14 protein-coding genes and 1 tRNA gene are annotated in these 19,648 nt (G+C 53.0%); 5 read left to right on the top strand and 10 right to left on the bottom strand.

The window, feature by feature from the left end:
- Positions 1-286: 286 nt before the first annotated feature.
- The 6 genes from NP77_RS09335 to NP77_RS09305 form a co-directional block, all read right to left on the bottom strand.
- Positions 287-1,744, bottom strand: a complete 1,458-nt coding sequence (locus NP77_RS09335) for an NAD-dependent succinate-semialdehyde dehydrogenase (protein WP_008926927.1) — start codon at positions 1,742-1,744, stop codon at positions 287-289.
- A gap of 158 nt (positions 1,745-1,902) precedes the next feature.
- Positions 1,903-2,862, bottom strand: a complete 960-nt coding sequence (cbl, locus tag NP77_RS09330; RefSeq protein WP_003853203.1) for an HTH-type transcriptional regulator Cbl — start codon at positions 2,860-2,862, stop codon at positions 1,903-1,905.
- 1,457 nt (positions 2,863-4,319) lie between these two features.
- Positions 4,320-5,237 (bottom strand): nitrogen assimilation transcriptional regulator NAC, encoded by a 918-nt coding sequence (gene nac, locus NP77_RS09320; protein ID WP_003852599.1) that lies wholly within the window; start codon positions 5,235-5,237, stop codon positions 4,320-4,322.
- Positions 5,238-5,688: 451 nt separating this feature from the next.
- Positions 5,689-6,714, bottom strand: coding sequence for an ABC transporter permease (locus tag NP77_RS09315; RefSeq protein ID WP_181162214.1), 1,026 nt, complete (start codon positions 6,712-6,714; stop codon positions 5,689-5,691).
- 23 nt (positions 6,715-6,737) lie between these two features.
- Positions 6,738-8,222, bottom strand: a complete 1,485-nt coding sequence (locus NP77_RS09310; RefSeq protein ID WP_003852594.1) for a sugar ABC transporter ATP-binding protein — start codon at positions 8,220-8,222, stop codon at positions 6,738-6,740.
- A 32-nt stretch (positions 8,223-8,254) separates the two neighbouring features.
- Positions 8,255-9,178, bottom strand: a complete 924-nt coding sequence (locus NP77_RS09305) for a sugar ABC transporter substrate-binding protein (protein ID WP_003852592.1) — start codon at positions 9,176-9,178, stop codon at positions 8,255-8,257.
- Positions 9,179-9,684: 506 nt separating this feature from the next.
- On the opposite strand from NP77_RS09305, the gene NP77_RS09300 reads away from it, so the two are divergent.
- Positions 9,685-9,760: transfer RNA gene (locus NP77_RS09300), tRNA-Asn, on the top strand.
- A gap of 298 nt (positions 9,761-10,058) precedes the next feature.
- Here the strand turns inward: NP77_RS09300 and NP77_RS09295 are convergent.
- Both NP77_RS09295 and NP77_RS09290 read right to left on the bottom strand, forming a co-directional pair.
- Positions 10,059-10,553 carry a FidL-like protein gene (locus NP77_RS09295; RefSeq protein ID WP_008925991.1) on the bottom strand — a complete coding sequence of 165 codons (495 nt, stop codon included), beginning with the start codon at positions 10,551-10,553 and terminating at the stop codon, positions 10,059-10,061.
- A 1-nt stretch (position 10,554) separates the two neighbouring features.
- Positions 10,555-11,337, bottom strand: a complete 783-nt coding sequence (locus NP77_RS09290) for a winged helix-turn-helix domain-containing protein (RefSeq protein WP_008925992.1) — start codon at positions 11,335-11,337, stop codon at positions 10,555-10,557.
- Positions 11,338-12,183: 846 nt separating this feature from the next.
- Between NP77_RS09290 and NP77_RS09285 the strand changes: the two genes are divergently transcribed.
- The 4 genes from NP77_RS09285 to NP77_RS23415 all read left to right on the top strand — a co-directional run bounded on the left by NP77_RS09285 (position 12,184) and on the right by NP77_RS23415 (position 16,731).
- Positions 12,184-12,969: a fimbria/pilus periplasmic chaperone gene (locus NP77_RS09285; protein WP_008925993.1), complete on the top strand. Its 786-nt coding sequence runs from the start codon at positions 12,184-12,186 to the stop codon at positions 12,967-12,969.
- A gap of 72 nt (positions 12,970-13,041) precedes the next feature.
- A complete protein-coding gene (locus NP77_RS09280) occupies positions 13,042-15,498 on the top strand; it encodes a fimbria/pilus outer membrane usher protein (protein ID WP_369700124.1) in 2,457 nt (818 codons plus the stop codon).
- Between the two features lie 55 nt (positions 15,499-15,553).
- Positions 15,554-16,006, top strand: a complete 453-nt coding sequence (afaD, locus tag NP77_RS09275) for an AfaD family invasin (protein ID WP_154926603.1) — start codon at positions 15,554-15,556, stop codon at positions 16,004-16,006.
- Between the two features lie 170 nt (positions 16,007-16,176).
- On the top strand, positions 16,177-16,731 hold the full coding sequence (locus tag NP77_RS23415; RefSeq protein ID WP_140033267.1) for a hypothetical protein: 555 nt from the start codon (positions 16,177-16,179) through the stop codon (positions 16,729-16,731).
- Between the two features lie 466 nt (positions 16,732-17,197).
- Here the strand turns inward: NP77_RS23415 and NP77_RS09270 are convergent, their stop codons facing one another.
- Both NP77_RS09270 and NP77_RS09265 read right to left on the bottom strand, forming a co-directional pair.
- Positions 17,198-18,184, bottom strand: a complete 987-nt coding sequence (locus NP77_RS09270) for an isopenicillin N synthase family oxygenase (protein WP_004571376.1) — start codon at positions 18,182-18,184, stop codon at positions 17,198-17,200.
- A 27-nt stretch (positions 18,185-18,211) separates the two neighbouring features.
- Positions 18,212-19,639 (bottom strand): amidohydrolase family protein, encoded by a 1,428-nt coding sequence (locus NP77_RS09265; RefSeq protein WP_039659890.1) that lies wholly within the window; start codon positions 19,637-19,639, stop codon positions 18,212-18,214.
- Positions 19,640-19,648: the final 9 nt, after the last annotated feature.

Genomic DNA, 19,648 nt, shown 5'->3' with positions numbered 1-19,648 from the left:
GGGGGATTTTTTGCGGAATTGCCGAACAATTAAACAGATGATTTACTTCACAAAATTTATGCGCCCTGCTGGTGCAACCTGCACGGAAATTGCACCAAAGCGGATATTTGTGACCAGGCCGCTCATTCTTCGATTCCTGACTCACCGTTTACCGACGTGCCTCACATCCCGGATAAATTCTTTAAATTTTTAAAGAGTATTATTTGACGCCGAAGAATTCAGGTTGCGCATCAGGCAAAAAAAAACGCCAGCCGGATGATCCGGCTGGCGTTCTCTTAATATTTAATTACAAACTGCCAATGTGAAATGTTTTCTGTTCCAGATATTCATCAATTCCGTAGCGGGACCCTTCACGCCCTATACCGGAGAGTTTGACGCCGCCAAATGGCGCGACCTCCAGGGAAATAGCGCCGGTATTAAAGCCGACCATGCCAAACTCCAGCGCTTCCGCCACCCGCCACGCTCGCCGGATATTCTCGGTAAAGAAATAGGCGCCCAGGCCGTAAGGCGTGTCATTCGCCATCGCAATCGCCTCCTCTTCATCATCAAAGATAAACAGCGGCGCGACCGGACCGAACGTCTCTTCATGGGCGATACGCATACTGGACGTGACCTCACCGAGCACCGTAGGTTGCACAAACGTGCCGTTGCCCTGGCTGATGCCGCCGGTCAGCAGCGTTGCCCCGTGACTGAGCGCATCGTCGATATGGCCGTTCACTTTCTCGACGGCGCGGCTGTTGATTAGCGGGCCTATGGTGCTGTCTGGCGCAAAGCCATCGCCCACTTTCAGGGTGGCAACAGCCTCCAGCAGTCGTGCGGTAAAGCGCGGATAGATACTTCGCTGCACCAGAATACGGTTAGCACAAACGCAGGTCTGACCGGCGTTGCGGAACTTACTTAGCATGACGCCGGCAACCGCAATTTCAATATCTGCATCATCAAACACGATGAGCGGCGCGTTGCCGCCCAGCTCCAGACTCAGGCGCTTTATGCTGTTGGCGCTCTGCTGCATCAGCAACTGGCCGATTCGGGTGGAGCCGGTAAACGAAATTTTGCGCACCGTGCGACTTTCAGTCAGCGCCGCACCAATCTCCGTGGGCAGCCCGGTCAGTACCTGCAACACGCCCGACGGGAATCCGGCGCGCTCTGCCAGCACGGCCAGGGCCAGCGCCGAGAGCGGTGTCAGCTCCGAAGGTTTAACGATAATCGGGCAGCCGGCCGCTAACGCCGGAGCAACCTTGCGGGTGATCATCGCAATCGGGAAGTTCCACGGCGTTATAGCCGCAGTCACCCCGACAGGCTGTTTCAGCACCAGGATGCGGCGGTCCTCGCTGGGTGCAGGAATGGTGTCGCCGTAGATTCGACGCGCCTCTTCTGCGAACCATTTCACAAAGCTGGCGCCGTAGAGCACCTCGCCCCGGGCTTCCGCCAGCGGTTTGCCCTGCTCAGCGGTCATGATGATCGCCAGGTCATCCGCATGTTCAACAATCAGCTGATGCCATTTTTCCAGCAGCGCGGCACGGCTGGCATTGGTGGTTTTGCCCCAGCTGATGCGCACCGTTTCTGCATAGGCTATCGCCTGCTCCGTCTCCGCCCGGCCCAGCGCCGGAATGGTGGCCAGCGTTTCGCCCGTAGCGGGATCGATAACCGGCAGCGTGGCGCCCTGATGCGCATCCTGCCAGCGTCCGGCAAACAGCGCCTGCTGGCGCAGCAGATCGCTATCGGTAAGTTTTAATCGCGACATAACATCCCCTCGTGGTCAGTTAATTCCACTTTATCGTGCCGGGTCAGCGCAGGATGTTGTTGTGCGGGGTGAGAAAGATGAGTGAAATAGTTTTTCGCGCTGTTTTGAAATTTTATGCCGTGCATAAACAGCCGCGCATCCGGCTGGATGCGCGCACTTTAAATCTGGAAGTCGATAACCGGTTCATCGTCGTTGCTGTAGGAGAGCGCCTGACGTTTGATCTCTTCCAGTGACAGGTTGGCGTTGCAGAGTTCCAGGAACTGCCAGACGTAGTTACGCTGCAGCTGACCGCGTTTGAGGCCGAGCCATACGGTGCTGGCATCGAACAGATGCGTGGCATCCAGGCGTTCCAGCTCTTCATTCTCTTCGGTTTCACACGCCTGATCGGCCAGAATCCCGACACCCAGACCGAGTTTTACGTAGGTTTTGACTACGTCTGAGTCCTGGGCGCTGAGCACGATATCCGGTTTCAGGCCCGCCGCCTGGAAAGCACGGTCAACCCGCGAACGTCCGGTAATGCCCTGTCGATACGTGATGAGAGGATAGCGGCTGAGCGTGCTCAGTGAGACCGGCTGGTTCTGTACCAGCTCATGTCCTTTCGGCACCAGCAAAGCGTGATGCCAGCTGAACCAGGGGAATGCCGCCAGACTGCTGTTATTCACCAGCATTTCACTGGCGATGCCGATATCCGCTTCACCCGCCAGCAGCATGGTGACGATTTCCTGTGGCGATCCCTGATTCAGCTCAAGACGAACGTTGGGATAAAGCTGACGGAACGCTTTAATCACTTTCGGCAGGCTGTAGCGCGCCTGAGTATGGGTGGTGGCGATAGTCAGGATGCCACTGGTTTCATTGGTAAAGACATCAGCCAGTCGTCTTACCTTTCCTGCTTCATCCAGAATGCGTTCGGCAATTGTCAGCAGTGCTTTGCCCGGTTCGGTCATGCCCAGCAGGCGCTTACCACGACGGATAAAGATCTCCACGCCCAGTTCATCTTCCAGATCGCGAATATGGCGGCTCACACCCGACTGAGAGGTAAAGAGCGTATTAGCGACTTCCGTCAAATTAAACTCACAGCGGGCCGCCTCGCGGATGATTTTAAGCTGCTGGAAATTCACGATATTTACCTCCCTTTACATAATCTGATTCGTTGATGGTAAGAACAATTATTGATAACTGGAAATACTTAAAAATTTGGCTTTATGACTTTAGGGAATAAAGGGTGGGAGTGGAGAGGCGCGAATGGGCTGAGGTGCACGCAGGTGCTGGGGGGGTGTTCGCTGCGCGAACGGGCTGGGGTGCACCTGGGTGCCTGGGGGTGTTCGCTGCGCGAACGGGCTGGGGTGCACCTGGGTGCCTGGGGGTGTTCGCTGCGCGAACGGGCTATGAGAAGGTTTCGTTCGCCTGGTGAGCCGGGCAGTTTCAGTTACGCCTCTGCAGGCGACCAACAAGGGGGCGCCAGTCGCCGCGCCCCCTTGACCCCGGGCTCCGGCCTGCTTCACCGCCGCTTCGCGGTCCCTTCGCTTCTTCCGGATTTCTTACGGACCGGCGGGACGCGCCATCCCTGGCGCGAACCCGCCTCTTCGCGGCATCCCTGCCGCTCGTCCTGAAATCCCTCATCCGCTCAGCGGCTCTGACGGCCTCCTTCCCCGCTTTATCTCTTCTTTTTGTGTTGGTTACGTCATCGCTGTAAGTCTGAAGGATTATCTGCGGCTCTCCGCCTGGCAGGAAGAATGGCCTTCTACCCTCGCTGATATCTCTTATTTTTGTGTCGGGTACGTCATCGCTGTAAGTCTAAAGGATTATCTGCGGCTCTCCGCCTGGCAGGAAGAATGGCCTTCTACCCTCGCTGATATCTCTTATTTTTGTGTCGGGTACGTCATCGCTGTAAGTCTGAAGGATTATCTCCGGCTCTCTGCCTGGCAGGAAGAATGGCCTTCTACCCTCGCTGATATCTCTTATTTTTGTGTCGGGTACGTCATCGCTGTAAGTCTGAAGGATTATCTGCGGCTCTCTGCCTGGCAGGAAGAATGGCTCTTCACCCTATCAAATGTTGCCTCTTCTTTTTAATGCTGATGCATTGCCGCTGATAGTTTCCAAAATTAGCTTTGGCTTTCAAACCACCAGACAACGCCATGTCCGATAAAAACCAGGATATTAAAGGCAGGGGTTTACCAGAGGCATCCGAAGCGCTGAGGAACAACCGCAGGCAAGGAGGAGCCGACAGGACGCCGGCGAAAGGACGGCTCGCGCCAGGGATGGCGCGTCCGGACGGTCCGCGAGCCGCAGGGCGTGACGAAGGCACCCCGCACAGCGGGGCGCGCAGGCTGCCGGACGCCGGGATTGTTAAGGGGCGGGCGTACGCCCCTTAATGCGTCCGCCTGCACGGGAGACCTGAAATTCGCCACCGCCTGGCGGGCGTTACCCGCTCAGTGGGCAGGCACCGCGCAACGTAATCTTCTCAGTGTGAAGGTGCAGCAAAGCGAGACCCGCCCCCGCTGCTAAGCGTAATCAGCTCAATACCTGGCCCGCTGCTAAGCGAGAACGATTCAGAACCCGCCCGCTGCAAGCGCCCCTACCCCACTAACATCAACTCCCGCTCCTCAGTCAGCGGCTTGTTCAGCAGCGACAGCAGGATATTCTTCACCGCCTGTGCGGAAGGCGACAGCGGCAAACGGGCGGAAATGTTCAGCGACAGCGGCAGGCTCAACGATGGACTGTTGATGCGCGACATCCAGGCGTCCGTCGATCCCACCAGCGCACGGGCAGCGGATTCAGGTAATACCGTCACACCCATCCCACTGGAAATCGCTGCGGTCAGAGTAGAAATTGATTCGATCTCTCCGATGATGCGCGCGCTCAGGCGACGCAGTGAAAATGCCTCATCAACCCGCTTGCGCACGGCGCTGTAGTCGCGTGGTAAAAACAGGCTCATCTGTGCCACATCGGCCAGATCGACGCTGACACCGGGATAATCAGTGGCGCCTACCAGGAAGAGATCCTCTTTCATCAGCGGCATACTGTTAATTCCGGCAGTGGGTGCGCGATCATACAGCACCGCCATATCCAGCTGACCGCTCATCACCTTCTCGTTCAGCACGCTGCCACTGTTTTCATGCAGGTAGACCAGCACTTCCGGAAACTGATCGCGTACGGTTTGCAGCAGCGGCATGGTCAGCGAGGATGCCGCCGTGCCGGGTGCCAGTCCAATCGACACCTGACCGCTCAGCACCTGACCGGCGTTGATGACCGCGGTCTGGGCCTGCTCGCACTGGCGCAGAATAGTACGCGCATGGCCATAGAGAATCTTACCGGCTTCCGTTGGCGTAACGCCGCGCTTGGTGCGAATCAGTAATTGCTGATCCAGTTCATTCTCCAGTGTCGCGACCTGCTGACTGAGTGCAGGCTGTGCGATGTGCAGCACTTCTGCTGCCTGCGTCAGACTGCCGATATCGACGATTTTAACAAAGTACTTTAGTCGTCTTAAATTCATCTTGCCTCCGTCACTCACCCCGAATAGCGAAATGGGTCTGATCCAATCGCCCTGATAACAGAGATTTTGCAAGATGCAGGCCAGGTTTAAAGAGCAGCAGTCAGTGTCCAGCCAGATTTTTCCTAACGGCCCGGAAAATAAGCGTTTCTGATTACCTCTTAAGGGTTAATAAGGATCAGGAATGCGTAATCAGTGTGAGTAAGGATCCCGGGCGCACTGTGACAGTGCAGACGCTGCGAGTCAGACGTGCATAAAAGTGATGACAGACTGTACAGTTTTAGTGCAGTGGAAACGTATTGCACCTGATGAAGGCTTGCAGGGCCTGAAGCGTAGCGGTAAAGCGCGGGTATAAATGTAAACGCTATCAGCAGGATTTCTTATCGCTGACGAAGGGAGGGAGGAAAGTAAACAGTGCCCTCTCCCGCATGCAGAAGAGGGCAACGCCTGCTGATTAACGTTTTTTGCGGTTACGGTGCATATCGATTGAGACCGCCGCCACGATGATGATCCCTTTGATGATGTCCTGAATGTAGGCATCGACACCAACGAAAGTGAATCCACTTTTAATCAGGCCGAGAATGACCGCGCCGATTAACGTGCCGGTGATACGGCCCACGCCGCCCATCAGGCTGCTGCCGCCGATCACAGCTGCGGCAATCGCATCCAGCTCGTATGACATCCCCATGCTTGACTGACCGCTGCTGACACGCGCCGCCAGGACCACACCCGCCAGGCCAGAGAGTGCACCAGCAATGGTGTAGACGATGATCAGATACTTATTAACGTTAATACCGGAGACTTTCGCCGAGGTCATGTTGCCGCCGATGGCGTAAACATATTTACCGTAGCGGGTATGTTTCAGGGCGATGTGGAACAGCAGCGCCACCACCAGGAAAATCACCACCGGCATTGCACCCTGCCCGATTGAGGTAAAACCGTCGGACAGGAAGCTGATTGGGTTACCCTGGGTGTAATACTGCGCCAGACCGCGTGCCGATACCATCATGCCCAGTGTGGCAATGAACGGTGGAATCCCGGTGCGGGTAATCAGTACGCCGTTGACGACGCCCGCCAGTAAACCGACGCCAATACCGGCCGCGATAGGGATCACCGCAGGCATATTCACCAGCGAGGGATACATCGGTGACAGACTGTCAGACGTCTGCGCCAGGCTCGCGGCAACCACCGCCGCCAGGGCAATCACCGACCCGGAGGAGAGATCGATACCGGTGGTAATGATGACCTGGGTCACGCCAACGGCGATAATCCCGATAATCGCCACCTGCAGGACAATCAGGATCAGACGGTTGGTGTTGAGCAGGAAAGACTGGTCACGCACGTACCAGCCAAACATTTCAAAAATTAACGCAATCCCCACCATCACCACGAAAATGCCGGTATCTTTCGGCAATTTATGACGCAGGCTGGCGAAAAAAGAGGGTTGCTGCGGGGCTGCCGGGGTAGCAGTAGCTTTCATATTGCTCATAGTGGTCTCGCGCCTCACTCGGATGCCAACGACAGAATGGTTTCCTGATCGGCTTCTTCTTTATCGAGGATGCCGGTTATACGCCCGCCGTGCATCACCATCACCCGGTCGCTCATGCCAAGGATTTCCGGCAGTTCAGAGGAGACCATGATGATAGCCACGCCACGGTTGGCAAGTTCACTGATTAAGCGGTAAATCTCCGCTTTAGCGCCGACATCAATGCCGCGCGTCGGTTCGTCCAGAATCAGAATCTTCGGTTGCGCCAGCAGCCAGCGGGCAATCAGGACTTTCTGCTGATTACCGCCGCTGAGGTTGTTGATGATCTGATCCATGGTCGGTGTTTTGATATTCAGGCGACGGATCTGGTCCATGCAGTCCTGCGCCATCTTCACATGGCTGACAAACCCGCTTTTACCGCTGTACTCCGGCATGTTGACGATGCTCATGTTCTCCATCACCGACAGCACCAGAAACAGCCCGGACTTTTTGCGATCTTCGGTCAGAAACGCCATGCCCTTTTCAATCGCCGTGGAAGGTGAGTCGATCGTCACCGGCACGCCATCAATTAAGATCTCGCCGCTGTCGAAGCTCTCCATGCCGAACAGGCTCTCCATCACTTCGCTGCGACCGGCACCCACCAGTCCGGCGACGCCGAGAATTTCACCCCTGCGGACGTTGAAACTGACATCAGTAAAACGATCTTTGCAGGTGAGATTGCGAACCGTCAGGACATCTTCTCCGATGGCGCTGTTGAATTTCGGGAACAGCTGGGTCAGTTCACGTCCCACCATCTGCGTAATCAGCGACTGACGGGTATATTTCGCCGTCTCATCACTGGCAATCCAGGCGCCGTCGCGGAAAATACTGACTTCATCAGTGATGTTAAAAATTTCATCCATCTTGTGACTGATGTAGATGATTGCTTTGCCTTGCTCCCGCAGATCACGAATGATGGTAAACAGGTGCGCCACTTCAGTTTCGGTGAGCGCGGAGGTGGGCTCATCCATGATGACGATATCTGAATCCCAGGAGACCGCTTTGGCAATCTCGACCATCTGCTGTGACGCAATGCTCAGCTCGCCCACCATGCTCTCCGCTTTCAGGCGGATATTCAGCCGGTTGAGCAGCTCCTGCGTCTTCTGATTCAGCCGGGCGTGATCAACAAAACCAAACTTCATTGGCTCACGACCCAGCCAGATATTCTCAGCGACGGTCATGTAGGGCACCAGATTGAGTTCCTGGTGAATCATCGAAATGCCGGAACGCAACGCGTCCATGGTGTCCTGAAACTGCACCGGCTCCCCTTTAATTTTGATGGTGCCCTTATCGGGACGGTACATCCCGATAAGGCACTTCATTAAAGTGGATTTGCCCGCGCCATTTTCGCCCATCAAGGCATGTACCGTTCCCGGACGCACCCGCAACGAGACGTTGTCGAGGGCTTTAACGCCGGGGAAGAACTTGCTGATGCCTTCGGCTTCAAGCGCAAACGCGTTCATACATCACCTCCGTACAGCTGGGTCGGGAACGATTATTTCAGGTTACGGTTGGTAAACTGTTCCATGTTTTCTTTGGTAATCAGCTGGTAAGGAATGTTGATGATTTTCTGGACTTTCTCACCTTTCACCAGTTTGATTGCCGTCTGCACCGCACCTTCACCCTGGCCCTGCGCATCCTGGAATACTGTGGCGACCATCTTGCCCTGCTTCAGCATCTGCAGCGCATCCGGTGTGCCATCGACACCCGCGATCAGGATTTTGTCCGGGTTTTTACCCAGCGCCTGCAGCGCACCAATCGCCATTTCATCGTTGTTCGAGGCGATGGCATTGATCTGATCACCGGCAGTCATCCAGTTACTGACCACATCCACCGCATCGTTACGGGTAAATTTGGCGGTCTGTTTCTGAACGATTTTGATGCCAGGGAATTTAGCTGCGACTTCTTCCACGCCTTTAGTACGGTCGCGGGTCGCTTCGTTTGCCAGGTCACCCATCAGGATGGCAACGTTGCCTTTGCCGTTCATCGCCTTCGCCAGCGCTTCCATCTGTAAGCGTCCGGCCAGTTCTGAGTCGGATCCGACATAAGCCATTTTTCCGGTCAGTTCAGCCCCAGGGCGGCGGTTTACGAAGATCAGCGGAATACCCGCTTTGCTCGCCTGATCCATAATCGGTTTCACCGCATTGGTATCGACCGGGTTAACGATCAGCGCATCAACACCCTGTCCGATAAAGTTTTGTACCTGCTGCAGCTGCTGTGAAACGTCGCCTTTTGCATCCTCAACCTGCCCTTTGACGCCATCTTTCTGCATCTCTTTCTGCATTGAGGTACGCAGAATGGTCAGGAAGTTGTCATCAAACAGCGCCATAGAGACGCCCACTGAAATATCTTTTGCCATAACTGCGGCAGGTAACATGCAGGCTAACAGTGAGGCGACAATCGTTTTTTTAATGTTCATAGGGACCCTTCTTATTTGTTAACTTGCTCAGTGGCTGCGGACCACGAATGAAAAATATCTTTTACATTCACCCAGCCTGTCTGGCGTCTGTTTCGGAAAATTTGAGGTAAGACTTCAGGTTCTGGCTATTTTTGTGATCGACCACTCCTTTTCACAATCACTTGATCTGCAAACAGTTAGTTTCAAAATGCCGTTTCACTTCTGGCCGATGATGACGACCGTGATGATAAGCAGTTCATTTGTTCCATATGATCTCTTTTTGAAATTTTTATCATAAAAGCACTGAAACGCTTGTTTTAACATCGGCAAATAACAAAACTTTGACATGCATCTAACATCTACTGAGAAATGCCAGCAAAGTGAGATCCTGTTGGCAGTTTGAAAATCCATCACAAGTGACTAAAAACCGCCAATCCGCTGCTTTTACGAGCATCTGAACGCAAATCAGTAAACAGGGCTTTGACAAGCAGGATCTACGCCGCTAATATTCGCCCCGTTCAAGCGATTCCTCTGTAGTTCAGTCGGTAGAACGGCGGACTGTTAATCCGTATGTCACTGGTTCGAGTCCAGTCAGAGGAGCCAGAATTAGAAAAGCCCGCTCAGGGAAACCTGAGCGGGCTTTTTGCTTTTGTGTTACAGGTCGGCGAATCACTGACAGGTTCAGATGTGAACCATCAAATAACGATGTGCTGTGGGCGCTACTCAGGCGGCCCTGTAGATAGAGCGTCTATCGACCCCCACTGATGTTAGCCAGGAAGCGGTTTAGCATTTGTGCTGTGCCTTTCCGCCATCCTTTTCCTTTGCTGCCTGCCAGAGAAAATGGCGCCAGTGCCTGGTTCTTTCTTTAGTGCAAAGGTTCTGCGAGCTTTCATGCAATCAGTTAAAAAGCCACGCAGGTAAAGACAAACGAAAGTGGGCTTCCCATCATAAAAGTATGATGTCCGACATTAATCACATCAAGTTGTAAGGTTTCCGGGTCGCCGGTAAATTCAGCTAACAGCTTCTCAAAGGTTGGATTATCTGTATTGTCAGTGGGAGAGATAATGATGCGGCTTATAGAGTAATGCGCTGTATTACTGCCCCTTACTTCCCCCCTATTCAGTATGAGGGTTCTTCCTAAATTTTTTTCCTCATTATTGATTAACACCCGTCCATTCAGTAAAAAATATCCGGTTCCGTCCTTGTATAGTCTGAGATCCTGGGCGACATTAAATTTAAGCGTCTGTCCCTCACCACCCAGATCGTATTGGGTAAAAGAGTAACATCTCAGTGGCAATATTAAATTATTTTCAGACCCAAAAAATATAAAACCCAGAAGAATTGCCGTACAGACAGTTGAAATAGCTATCAGAACTCTCACGTTTGGAAACATCATATTAATTCTCGTTAATATGGAAGAAATTATTGCAACTGGTTACATTCCTCTCTTTTCCAAGCTTGCAATACGAAATTAATGTTCGGCCATCATCTTTTGGCGAAAAAGATGTATAGTTATCAAAATAGATTTTTTTATTTTTATCACAGACTAAATTATTTTCTGCTAAAAGAGCAGTTATTTTACTTTTTACTTCTTTCATCTTATTTTCATTGAGATCCTTAACAAAAACCACCTCGCACCCCTCTGCAAGAAAATCTGATTTCAGATAAATGTTGATATTATCCAATGAAGACGTATTGTTTTTAAAGACTAACACCGCAGTTGCAATAAAAACGGGTGAAATGATATACAGGCAAAGAACAATGACTTTCCATGAAAGAAAAGATCCAGGTTTATTTAATAATGCCTTAGGTAAATGAGCCGGTGGGGATGACTCTATTCCGTCAAAGGAGGGGGATTTAACGACAGAATGATTAGTATTTAACTTAATACCAATTTTAGGAATGGTAATGACAATTTCATCACATCCAAATGCGGATAATGCACGTCTCATTATACTCAGGTATTGCGTTAAATTTGCATTTGACCCTCTGAGGTTATGTTTATCCCAGACTTCAACAATCAAATATTCTCTTGTCAGAATATCGCCATTGGAATCAAGAATGAGTGCCAGTAATCGCGCCGAAGGCAGGTTAATCTGAACGGTATCTTTCGTCGGTATATGTCGGAGAGTACTGTCATCCGTATTAAACACTATTGAACCATTAATGGTATACAACACCTTCACATCCCCCCCGATTAAATAAATTCAATCTCAGATTTATCTCACAACATAATACAGTAAAACCCTTTTTGCACGTAGCATTTTTAAAACAAGCGAATAAAAAGCACGGGAACGCGTTGATACCCACTGACTCTGTTTCAGGGAAATCATTGTCCTGATGTCGGAACGCCGTTGCTAATGAAAGTATGAGTATATTCGCACAGCTGAACCTTCCGCTGTCAGAAGGGAATTACGACGATTCAACCAGATTCACGGCAGGAGATGCTCTTTTAAACTCTCCTCCGGATGTCAGGTAGTGGGCAGCCTGCAACAATCGGCGACTGTTTAAGCTAAAAAAATAACAAAAATAGATCATTAAACTAAAAATACAGATAAATTCGAATTACATTCCGTTATTGGTTTTCCTGTATAACACTGTTTCCATCCTGAGGCAGCAAGCCCCGGCCAGTGTGGGGGTTAAGGTGGGTACGCATCTTGCTTCAGCTCGGTGATTATAGATGTACCTGAATCCGCGCCATCTATATGAATGTGAAAAGCAATGACCTGGTAATTTCTTCAACATGCTTTATGGGCATTATAAATAACCCGAAAACACACCAGAGGATTACTGAATATGAAACTTAAATTTAAACATTATTGCACGACTGCCCTTTCCACCTGTGGTTCATCGGGCTCGCTAACTACCTGTGCCGCTTTTTATCTGAAGCTTTTCTCTTCTTAAAAATCTGGTCGTGTATTTTTAAAATGAATTTCTTTGTTAATTTTACGTTTACCTAAAAATCAACAAGGGTATTTTACGATTACGTTTAGTCAGGAATAATTATTCTCTGATAGGGATGTGTTATGTATTTACTTTGTAATAAAAAAACTTACAGGGCAGCCGGGGCTGTACTGGCCGCCGCGATATTAATCAGTAATGGCGCTACTCCGGCTTTTGCGCAGGAGCTGAAGACGGTCACCAATACCAAAGTATTCGAGGTCAAACTGGGTGCCTCACGAGTGATATATAACCCGGACTCCAGCGGAGCGTCTTTATCCATCACCAATGCGCAGGCTTACCCCATACTGGTGCAGGGAAAGGTGCTTGCGGAAGATAAAAAAACACCTGCGCCTTTTATTGTCACCCCGCCAGTTTTCCGTCTGGATGCACAGCAGCAGAACCGCCTGCGAATTATTCGTACCGGCGGTCAAATGGCCGGTGACCGTGAAACGCTGCACTGGCTTTGCGTGACCGGTATTCCGCCTAAAGATAGTGATGTCTGGGCTCAGGATGCGAAAGGGACACCGTTAAAGCCCACAGCAGTCACGCTGAACCTGGAAGTCAGCGCAAACAGCTGTATTAAGCTGCTGGTGCGCCCGTCCGGCGTGAGAGGAACGATGATGGATGCCGTATCCGCGCTTAAGTGGCAACGCCAGGGCGATAAGCTGACGGTAACTAACCCTTCCGCATTTTATATGAATTTGTCCTCACTCAGCGTGGGGGAGATGAATATTCCGGATAGGGAATATGTCGCTCCGCACTCTTCCCGCAGCTTTATCCTGCCAAAAGGCGCTGCCGGTCAGGTGAAGTGGACGGTTATCACTGATGAAGGTGGAGAGAGCCGCACGTTTCAGTCGCCGTTGCACTAATAAGGCGCCTGGATAATGCAATATTTTCGGTTTTCTGTGGTGGCCATCGTGGTATCTGCCGGGCTGTTTTCAATGCCGGTGATGGCCCGGACCTGGGAATTTGATGCTTCACAGTTGGGTGGTGGTGTCAGTGATGCGGATATCGCTCTATTTAACCAGGGCGGGCAGCTTCCAGGAACCTATCTGGTTGACGTGTTGCTCAATGGTGAGCAGGTGGATTCCCGTGAAGTGGTTTTTGTTCAGCAGGAAGATTCCCGGGGCATGCCTGTTTTGCAGCCCTGCCTGAGCAGGAAGCAGCTTTTACGTTACGGCATAAAGACGGAAGACTATCCGGCATTGTCCGGCAAAGGCCTGGACGCAAACAAAGATTGTGCTGACATCCGCGTTATTCCGCATGCCAGAGCTGATTTTAATTTCGGGGCACAGCAGCTGGTGCTGAGCGTTCCGCAGATAGCATTGCGCCCTGAAGTAAAGGGCATTTCTCCCCGAGAGCTGTGGGATGAGGGAGTCCCGGCGATCCTGATGAATTACCGGACCGGTACCAGCCATGTGGAATCCCGGGTCGGGAGTAGAAATGTCAATGAATCGCAGTACCTGCAGCTGGAGCCCGGCGCTAACTGGGGACCATGGCGATTACGTAATTCGACGACGTGGCAGAAGAGCCGCGGACAAACCGGCCGCTGGCAGACTCCTTATACCTATCTTGATCGGGGCCTGTATGACATGCAAAGCAGGCTGACGCTGGGAGAGCGTTTCACGCCGTCGGAAATTTTTGACAGCGTACCTTTTCGCGGCGTGATGCTGGGTTCGGATGAAAATATGCTGCCCTTTTCGCAGCGGACTTTTTCACCCGTGGTGCGCGGTATTGCCCGCACTCAGGCCAGGGTAGAAGTGAAGCAGAATGGCTACACGGTTTACAACGCCACGGTAGCGCCCGGCCCGTTTGCCCTGAGTGACTTTGCCGCTGGCGGCTCGGGTGGGGATTTGCAGGTTACCGTATGGGAAGCCGACGGCACTACTCAGGAATTCAGCGTCCCTTATCAGACGCCGGCGATTGCGCTGCAGGAAGGCCACAGCGTGTACAACCTGATGGCCGGGCAGTATCGGGCATCAGATAACACGGTTGATTCGCCTCTGGTTGCACAGGCCACTGTTATGTATGGCCTGCCGTGGAGCCTGACCCTATACGGCGGTTTGCAGGGCGCGGAGCGCTATCAGGCGACGACTGCGGGGCTGGGTATGTTGCTCGGGTCGTGGGGCGCGGTATCTCTGGATGGGACCCACGGCCGTGGGCAGAAGAAAGGGCGTGAAAGTGAAACGGGGGGATACGGACGGCTGCGCTACAGCAAGCGCGTTGAGGTAACCAACACCTCGCTTGATCTGTCCCATACCCGCTATGACGCATCCGGTTTCAGCACGCTGTCTGAGGTAATGGACAGCTATCGGCAGGAAAACCCAGCCGGCAGTGACGCACAACGCCGGTCTGAGACAACCCTGACGCTCAGTCAGTCATTGGGCGGATTGGGGAGTCTCAGCCTGAGCGGTTCTCGCAACAGTTACGGCAACGGGCAAGGGAGTACAGAGTCGTTCAGTGCCGGCTATGGCGTCAGTATACGCGGCGTTTCCCTGTCGCTGAATGCGACGCAGAACCGTAACCGGAACAGCGGCAGTAAATGGCAGGATAACCGGCTGATTAACATGATGGTCAGTATTCCACTGGACCGCTGGCCTGGTGGGGCAACCCGGGCGACCTATCAGATGACGTCGCCTTCATCCGGCGGCAATACACAGCAGGTGGGGCTCAGTGGTCAGGCGTATGACCGCCAGTTGCAGTGGAATGTGAACCAGCGTCAACGTTCGGGGGCGGTGAGCGGAGACCGCAACGACAGCGACCTGAACCTTGGCTGGAGCGGGGGCTACGGCCAGCTGAATGGCCGTTACGGCTACAGTCCGTCTTACCGGCAGACAGGACTGGATGCGTCAGGCGGCATCGTGATTACCCGCAGTAGTGTCACCGCAGGGCAGACGCTGAACGATACCGTGGCACTGGTGGAAGCGCCGGGTGCCTCCGGAGTGGCTGTTGGCGGCTGGCCGGGAGTGAAAACCGATTTTCGTGGCTACACCACACAGTCAGGCCTGCAGCCTTACCGGAAGAATATTGTCAGCCTGGACCCTGCTCGTCTTTCGGCTGATGCAGAAATAAAACAGACGGACGTGACGGTAGTGCCGACGCAGGGCGCGGTTATCCCGGCCACCTTTATCACGCATATTGGCCGGCGGGCGCTGGTGACACTGATACGTCCGCACGGTAAACCGGTTCCTTTTGGGGCACTGGTTACCCCGGAAAACCAGGCGTCATCAGGCAGTGGCATTACCGGTGAAGCCGGACAGGTGTATCTGTCCGGACTGAACGGAAAAGGTGCCCTGATGGCGAGATGGGGAGAGAAGCAACAGTGCCGGGCTGATTACCGTCTGCCGGAAAAACCAGGGCCAGCAGGGCTGTATCTGTCAGAGGCAGTTTGTCGCTGAAAGCAGTTACCGGCTTCCGAAAAAACTGAACAGAAACATCACCCGGAGAAGGGGAATGATGAAAAGAAAAAGATTGTATCTGATAGCGGCAGCACTTTTGACAGTCATGGCCAGCAGCGCTCCGGCTGTCGCGACGGGTAGCCCGCAACTGGTGTTACAGATGAATCATGGCCTGCAGGCGGGTGCTGTCAGAGACGGCACAAAGCTCGGCAGGGGCACGCTGGTCAGCTACGACATTCATACGGGTTTTCAGCTCCGGAGCGATCAGGCTGCATCCGGCCAGCAGGGAGGGCGTTATGTGCTGACAGGCCAGCAGAATCCGGCGCATCAGTTGCGGGTGCGTCTGGTGCCACAGCAACAGGTGGTAACGGAAATGGCGGACATGCAGGTGATAACCGTGCATACCGGCGAAGACAGAATGGTTTTTGACATTCTGGCGGATGGCGACCAGAGGGTGAAAGCGGATACCTACTCTTTAAACATCGCTGGTCAGGTGGTCACTCAGTAACGTGCAACAGCCGGGCGCTATATAGAGATTTCACGAATACCACGTCACTGACATTTTTGGTGACGGGGAGCCATCGGTGGCACATATGCCTCGATGGTCGGGTAGACGCACTGTCTACGACTTTTAGGGACGACTGCAGTCGTTAATTCAACACAACAAAGGATAGAGATATGAAATTTTTAAACATCAAAACCTCAGCGGCAGCAGCGATAATCATCGCGGGTATTTCATCCCACGCAGCAATCGCAGCGCTGTCCGAAGCCAGTACTACGTCGGCCGACATTACTTTTACTTCTCCGCTCACTGTTTCTAACGTTTTGACACCGGTGTCGGGTCTGTCGGACGGGACTCATAATAGTGGAAAAGTGCTGGCAAATGGTACCATCACTTCGACAGGCGGCGCCTCTCGTCATTACATAGCTTTGGGTATGCCCGGGTCATTAACAGGGTCTGGTAACGGCACACCCCAGTTCCCATTAAATATTAAAGGCAAAAACGACAGCAATAACGCCATTCTTGTATCAATACTCAGGACTTCTGATACTCCTGGCTCTACTGGCTTTACTCGTTGCACAGAGTTAGGTTTGACATGTACCACCGATTACATTTTATACAGCACTGCCACCAACGGCGTATCAACTTACAATGTTACATTAAGCGGGACGCAGAACGTGAAACCTGATACCTATACCGTCCAGACCACCGCTTACGCGTATGGAGACTGACAGAAATAAAAACATCAGGCGAACACCCTGTAATGTTCAGGGATTTGACTGACTCTGTCGCATTGACGTTAATCAGAAGCATAAGCGGGGAATCCCGCCTATGCTTACAGCTTCAAATTTTCAATCTCAGGTAAGCCAGTTCAGAGAATAGCTTCATATTTCAACATTCATTAACAGTAATCGACACAAATCCTTCTGGTTACATTGTTCTGCCTGTTCGGCAGTAACAGAGATTTACGCAACAAAGAATGTTGTTATCATGTTCAAATCAAATAATGAGATCGCATTAAATTCCTTCTATGCGAGGGTTGTATTTTTTATGCCCGTAAGTACATGAAGGCGAAGGCTATATTAGCGAGTTACTGACAAAGGCGATCTCAGCCAGAAAAGCCAGAATTAAAAAAGCCCGCTCAGTTTTCCCTGAGCGGGCTTTTTGCTTTTCAGCTCTCTTTATCTTTCTGGCAAATTATCCTTTCGCAAAGTTCGCCTGAATGCGCTGTTGCAGATAATCTTCGGCGGTGATGGCCGGATATTTCGCCTGCGGCCCCAGAATCTCCACATCTTTATTAGCCTGACAGAAAAAGGCCAGGCTGTAGCGCGCACCCTGGTATTCGCCGGGCAGTGGGCTTCTCACACGGTGGAAATTTGACGGCAGCTGATCGTCGCTCCAGCGCATCAGCATGTCGCCGATGTTGCAGGTGATCACCTCTTCGCGCGGCTCGATGCTGGTCCACTGCTGACTTTCGCGGTCTTTGCCAGGACATACCTGCAACCCGCCCTGACCGGGACGCTGGAACAGCAGCGTCAGACAGTCAAAATCTGTATGCGCACCCGCGCGCCACATCCCCTGCTCTGACTGCTCAGTGGCATAGTAGTGCAGCATGCGCAGCGTACTCTGGTAAGTTTGCAGGTCCGGATTATGTGCCTGCTCGAAAAAGTGCTCAGGAAAGCCCAGTTTCAGGGCAAAACAGGAAAGCAGTTTCATGCCCAGTTGCCAGCATTGCGATTCAAAATTCAGCATGGTCTCTTTGAAAGCCGGCAGTTCCTGTTCAGTCGGCCATAGCGGTGCCATCAACGGACGGGTGATCTGGTAAGACTCTTTCTGGTCTGGCGTTCGGGTTGATGGTCGCACCTGAGATTTATTCTCCCAGCCTGCGTTACGCGCCAGCGGATATTGCGCTTTTATCTCTTCGGGCAGTAAGAAGAAATCCTCTGTCATGCTGAACGCCTGACGGATATCGCCGAGTGCAATGCCGTGATTGCTGACCTGGAAGAAGCCAATTTCTACGGCTGCGCTCCAGAGTTCGTCGGCGATCTCACTTTTACGGTTTTCGAAATCTGATAAATCGATACAACGCACTTCACGGGCAAAAGTTTCTTCACCCATCGCGCCCATTCCTGCTTCTTTTTCCAGTTCCTGTAATGCATATGCTGTTTGATTTGATTGCGTCATTGTTCTTATCCTTCTTAATCAATAGGGTTAGCGCGCAGCGCGCTGTTGTAAAGTACGGACGGCAGACATTGCCTCATGGCGCATGGCCTCCAGATCGAGTCCGGGGATGACATCGTTTTCGACGATCACCCGGCCATTTATCATCAGTGCCTTAAGCGAAGCGCGTCCGCCACAGGCCACCGGACCAATGGCCATGTCGTGCAGGCCGAAGTAGCGCGGGTCATCCAGCCGATAAATGGCGATATCCGCCAGCCTGCCCACCTGCACGGTGCCGCTTTGTTGCAGGCCAAGGATCTGCGCCCCGCCTGCGCTGCCCCACCGCACCACGTCTTCAATTGATGCTGCGTCGCCGCCGCCTTCAAACGTGCCGCCGTCATAACGCGGTGTCGCCAGCATGCCTTTTCGGGCGCGCTGCAAAAGCCAGGCCGCATGCGCTTCACTTTGCATATCGGCGGCTTCGTTCGATGCCGCACCGTCTACGCCTAATGAAACAGGCACACCGGCCTGTTCCAGCGCCAGCAAATCAGCGATGCCGCTGCCCAGACGCCCGTTGCTTTGCGGGCAGTGTGCAATGCCAGTGCGGGTCTGACCCAGCATCGTGATTTCCTGCGGCAGCAGTTTTACCAGGTGCGCAAACCAGACGTCCTCACCCAGCCAGTCGTGTTCCGCACAAAACTGCACCGGCGTCATGTCGAATCTGGCACGCGCCGCATCAAGATAATCCACGGTTTCCGACAAGTGGCTGTGCAGCCGAATCCCCAGACTGCGGGCCAGTTTCGCCATTTCGCGCAACTCCGCACCGGGTGCAGAATGCAGCAAGGTTGTAGGTGCCATCACCACACGGCGCAGTGACGTTGGTTTCGGATCGTGATAACGACCCACCAGCCGTTCAATATCCGCCATGTAATCCCCGAAGTTTTCCGGGCGCAGCGCCTGCGGCAAATCTTTCTCGATCGCGCGCCCCTGCGTTGCGCCACCCCGACATAGCACAATGCGCATTCCCAGCGCCTCACCTTCACTGAACAGGATTTCCGAGGTATCGAACGGCATATCTGGCCAGTAAAGGTAGTTATGGTCCGCCACCGTCGCGCAGCCGGAACGCAGCAGTTCGGTCAGGCCGATACGCACCGCAAGACGAAAGGTGGATTCATCGAAGGTGGCGCGAAAACGATAAGGCGTGGCACTCAGCCATGCGGTCAGGCTTTGGTTCAGCCCCTGCGGTTCCCCTTTTAACAATGACTGAAACAGGTGATGGTGCGTATTCACCCAGGCGGGATAAACCACGCAATCGCGGGCGTCGATCAGCTGCTCGTCGGGCATTGCCGTCAGGGAACCTATCGCCTCGATCACCCCATGACGCACGCGAATATCCGGCCCGGCGTGACGCGCTGCCTCTCCCGGCAAGCCGGTGAGGATTGCGTGCGCATTTTTAATCAGTAAAACGTCAGATGACATTGCAACACT

It is taken from the genome of Pantoea sp. MBLJ3 (genome assembly GCF_000816655.1).
GTDB lineage: Bacteria > Pseudomonadota > Gammaproteobacteria > Enterobacterales > Enterobacteriaceae > Pantoea > Pantoea eucalypti.
The sequence above is the reverse complement of the archived record's forward strand: the minus strand, read 5'-3'. Positions and strand labels throughout refer to the sequence as shown.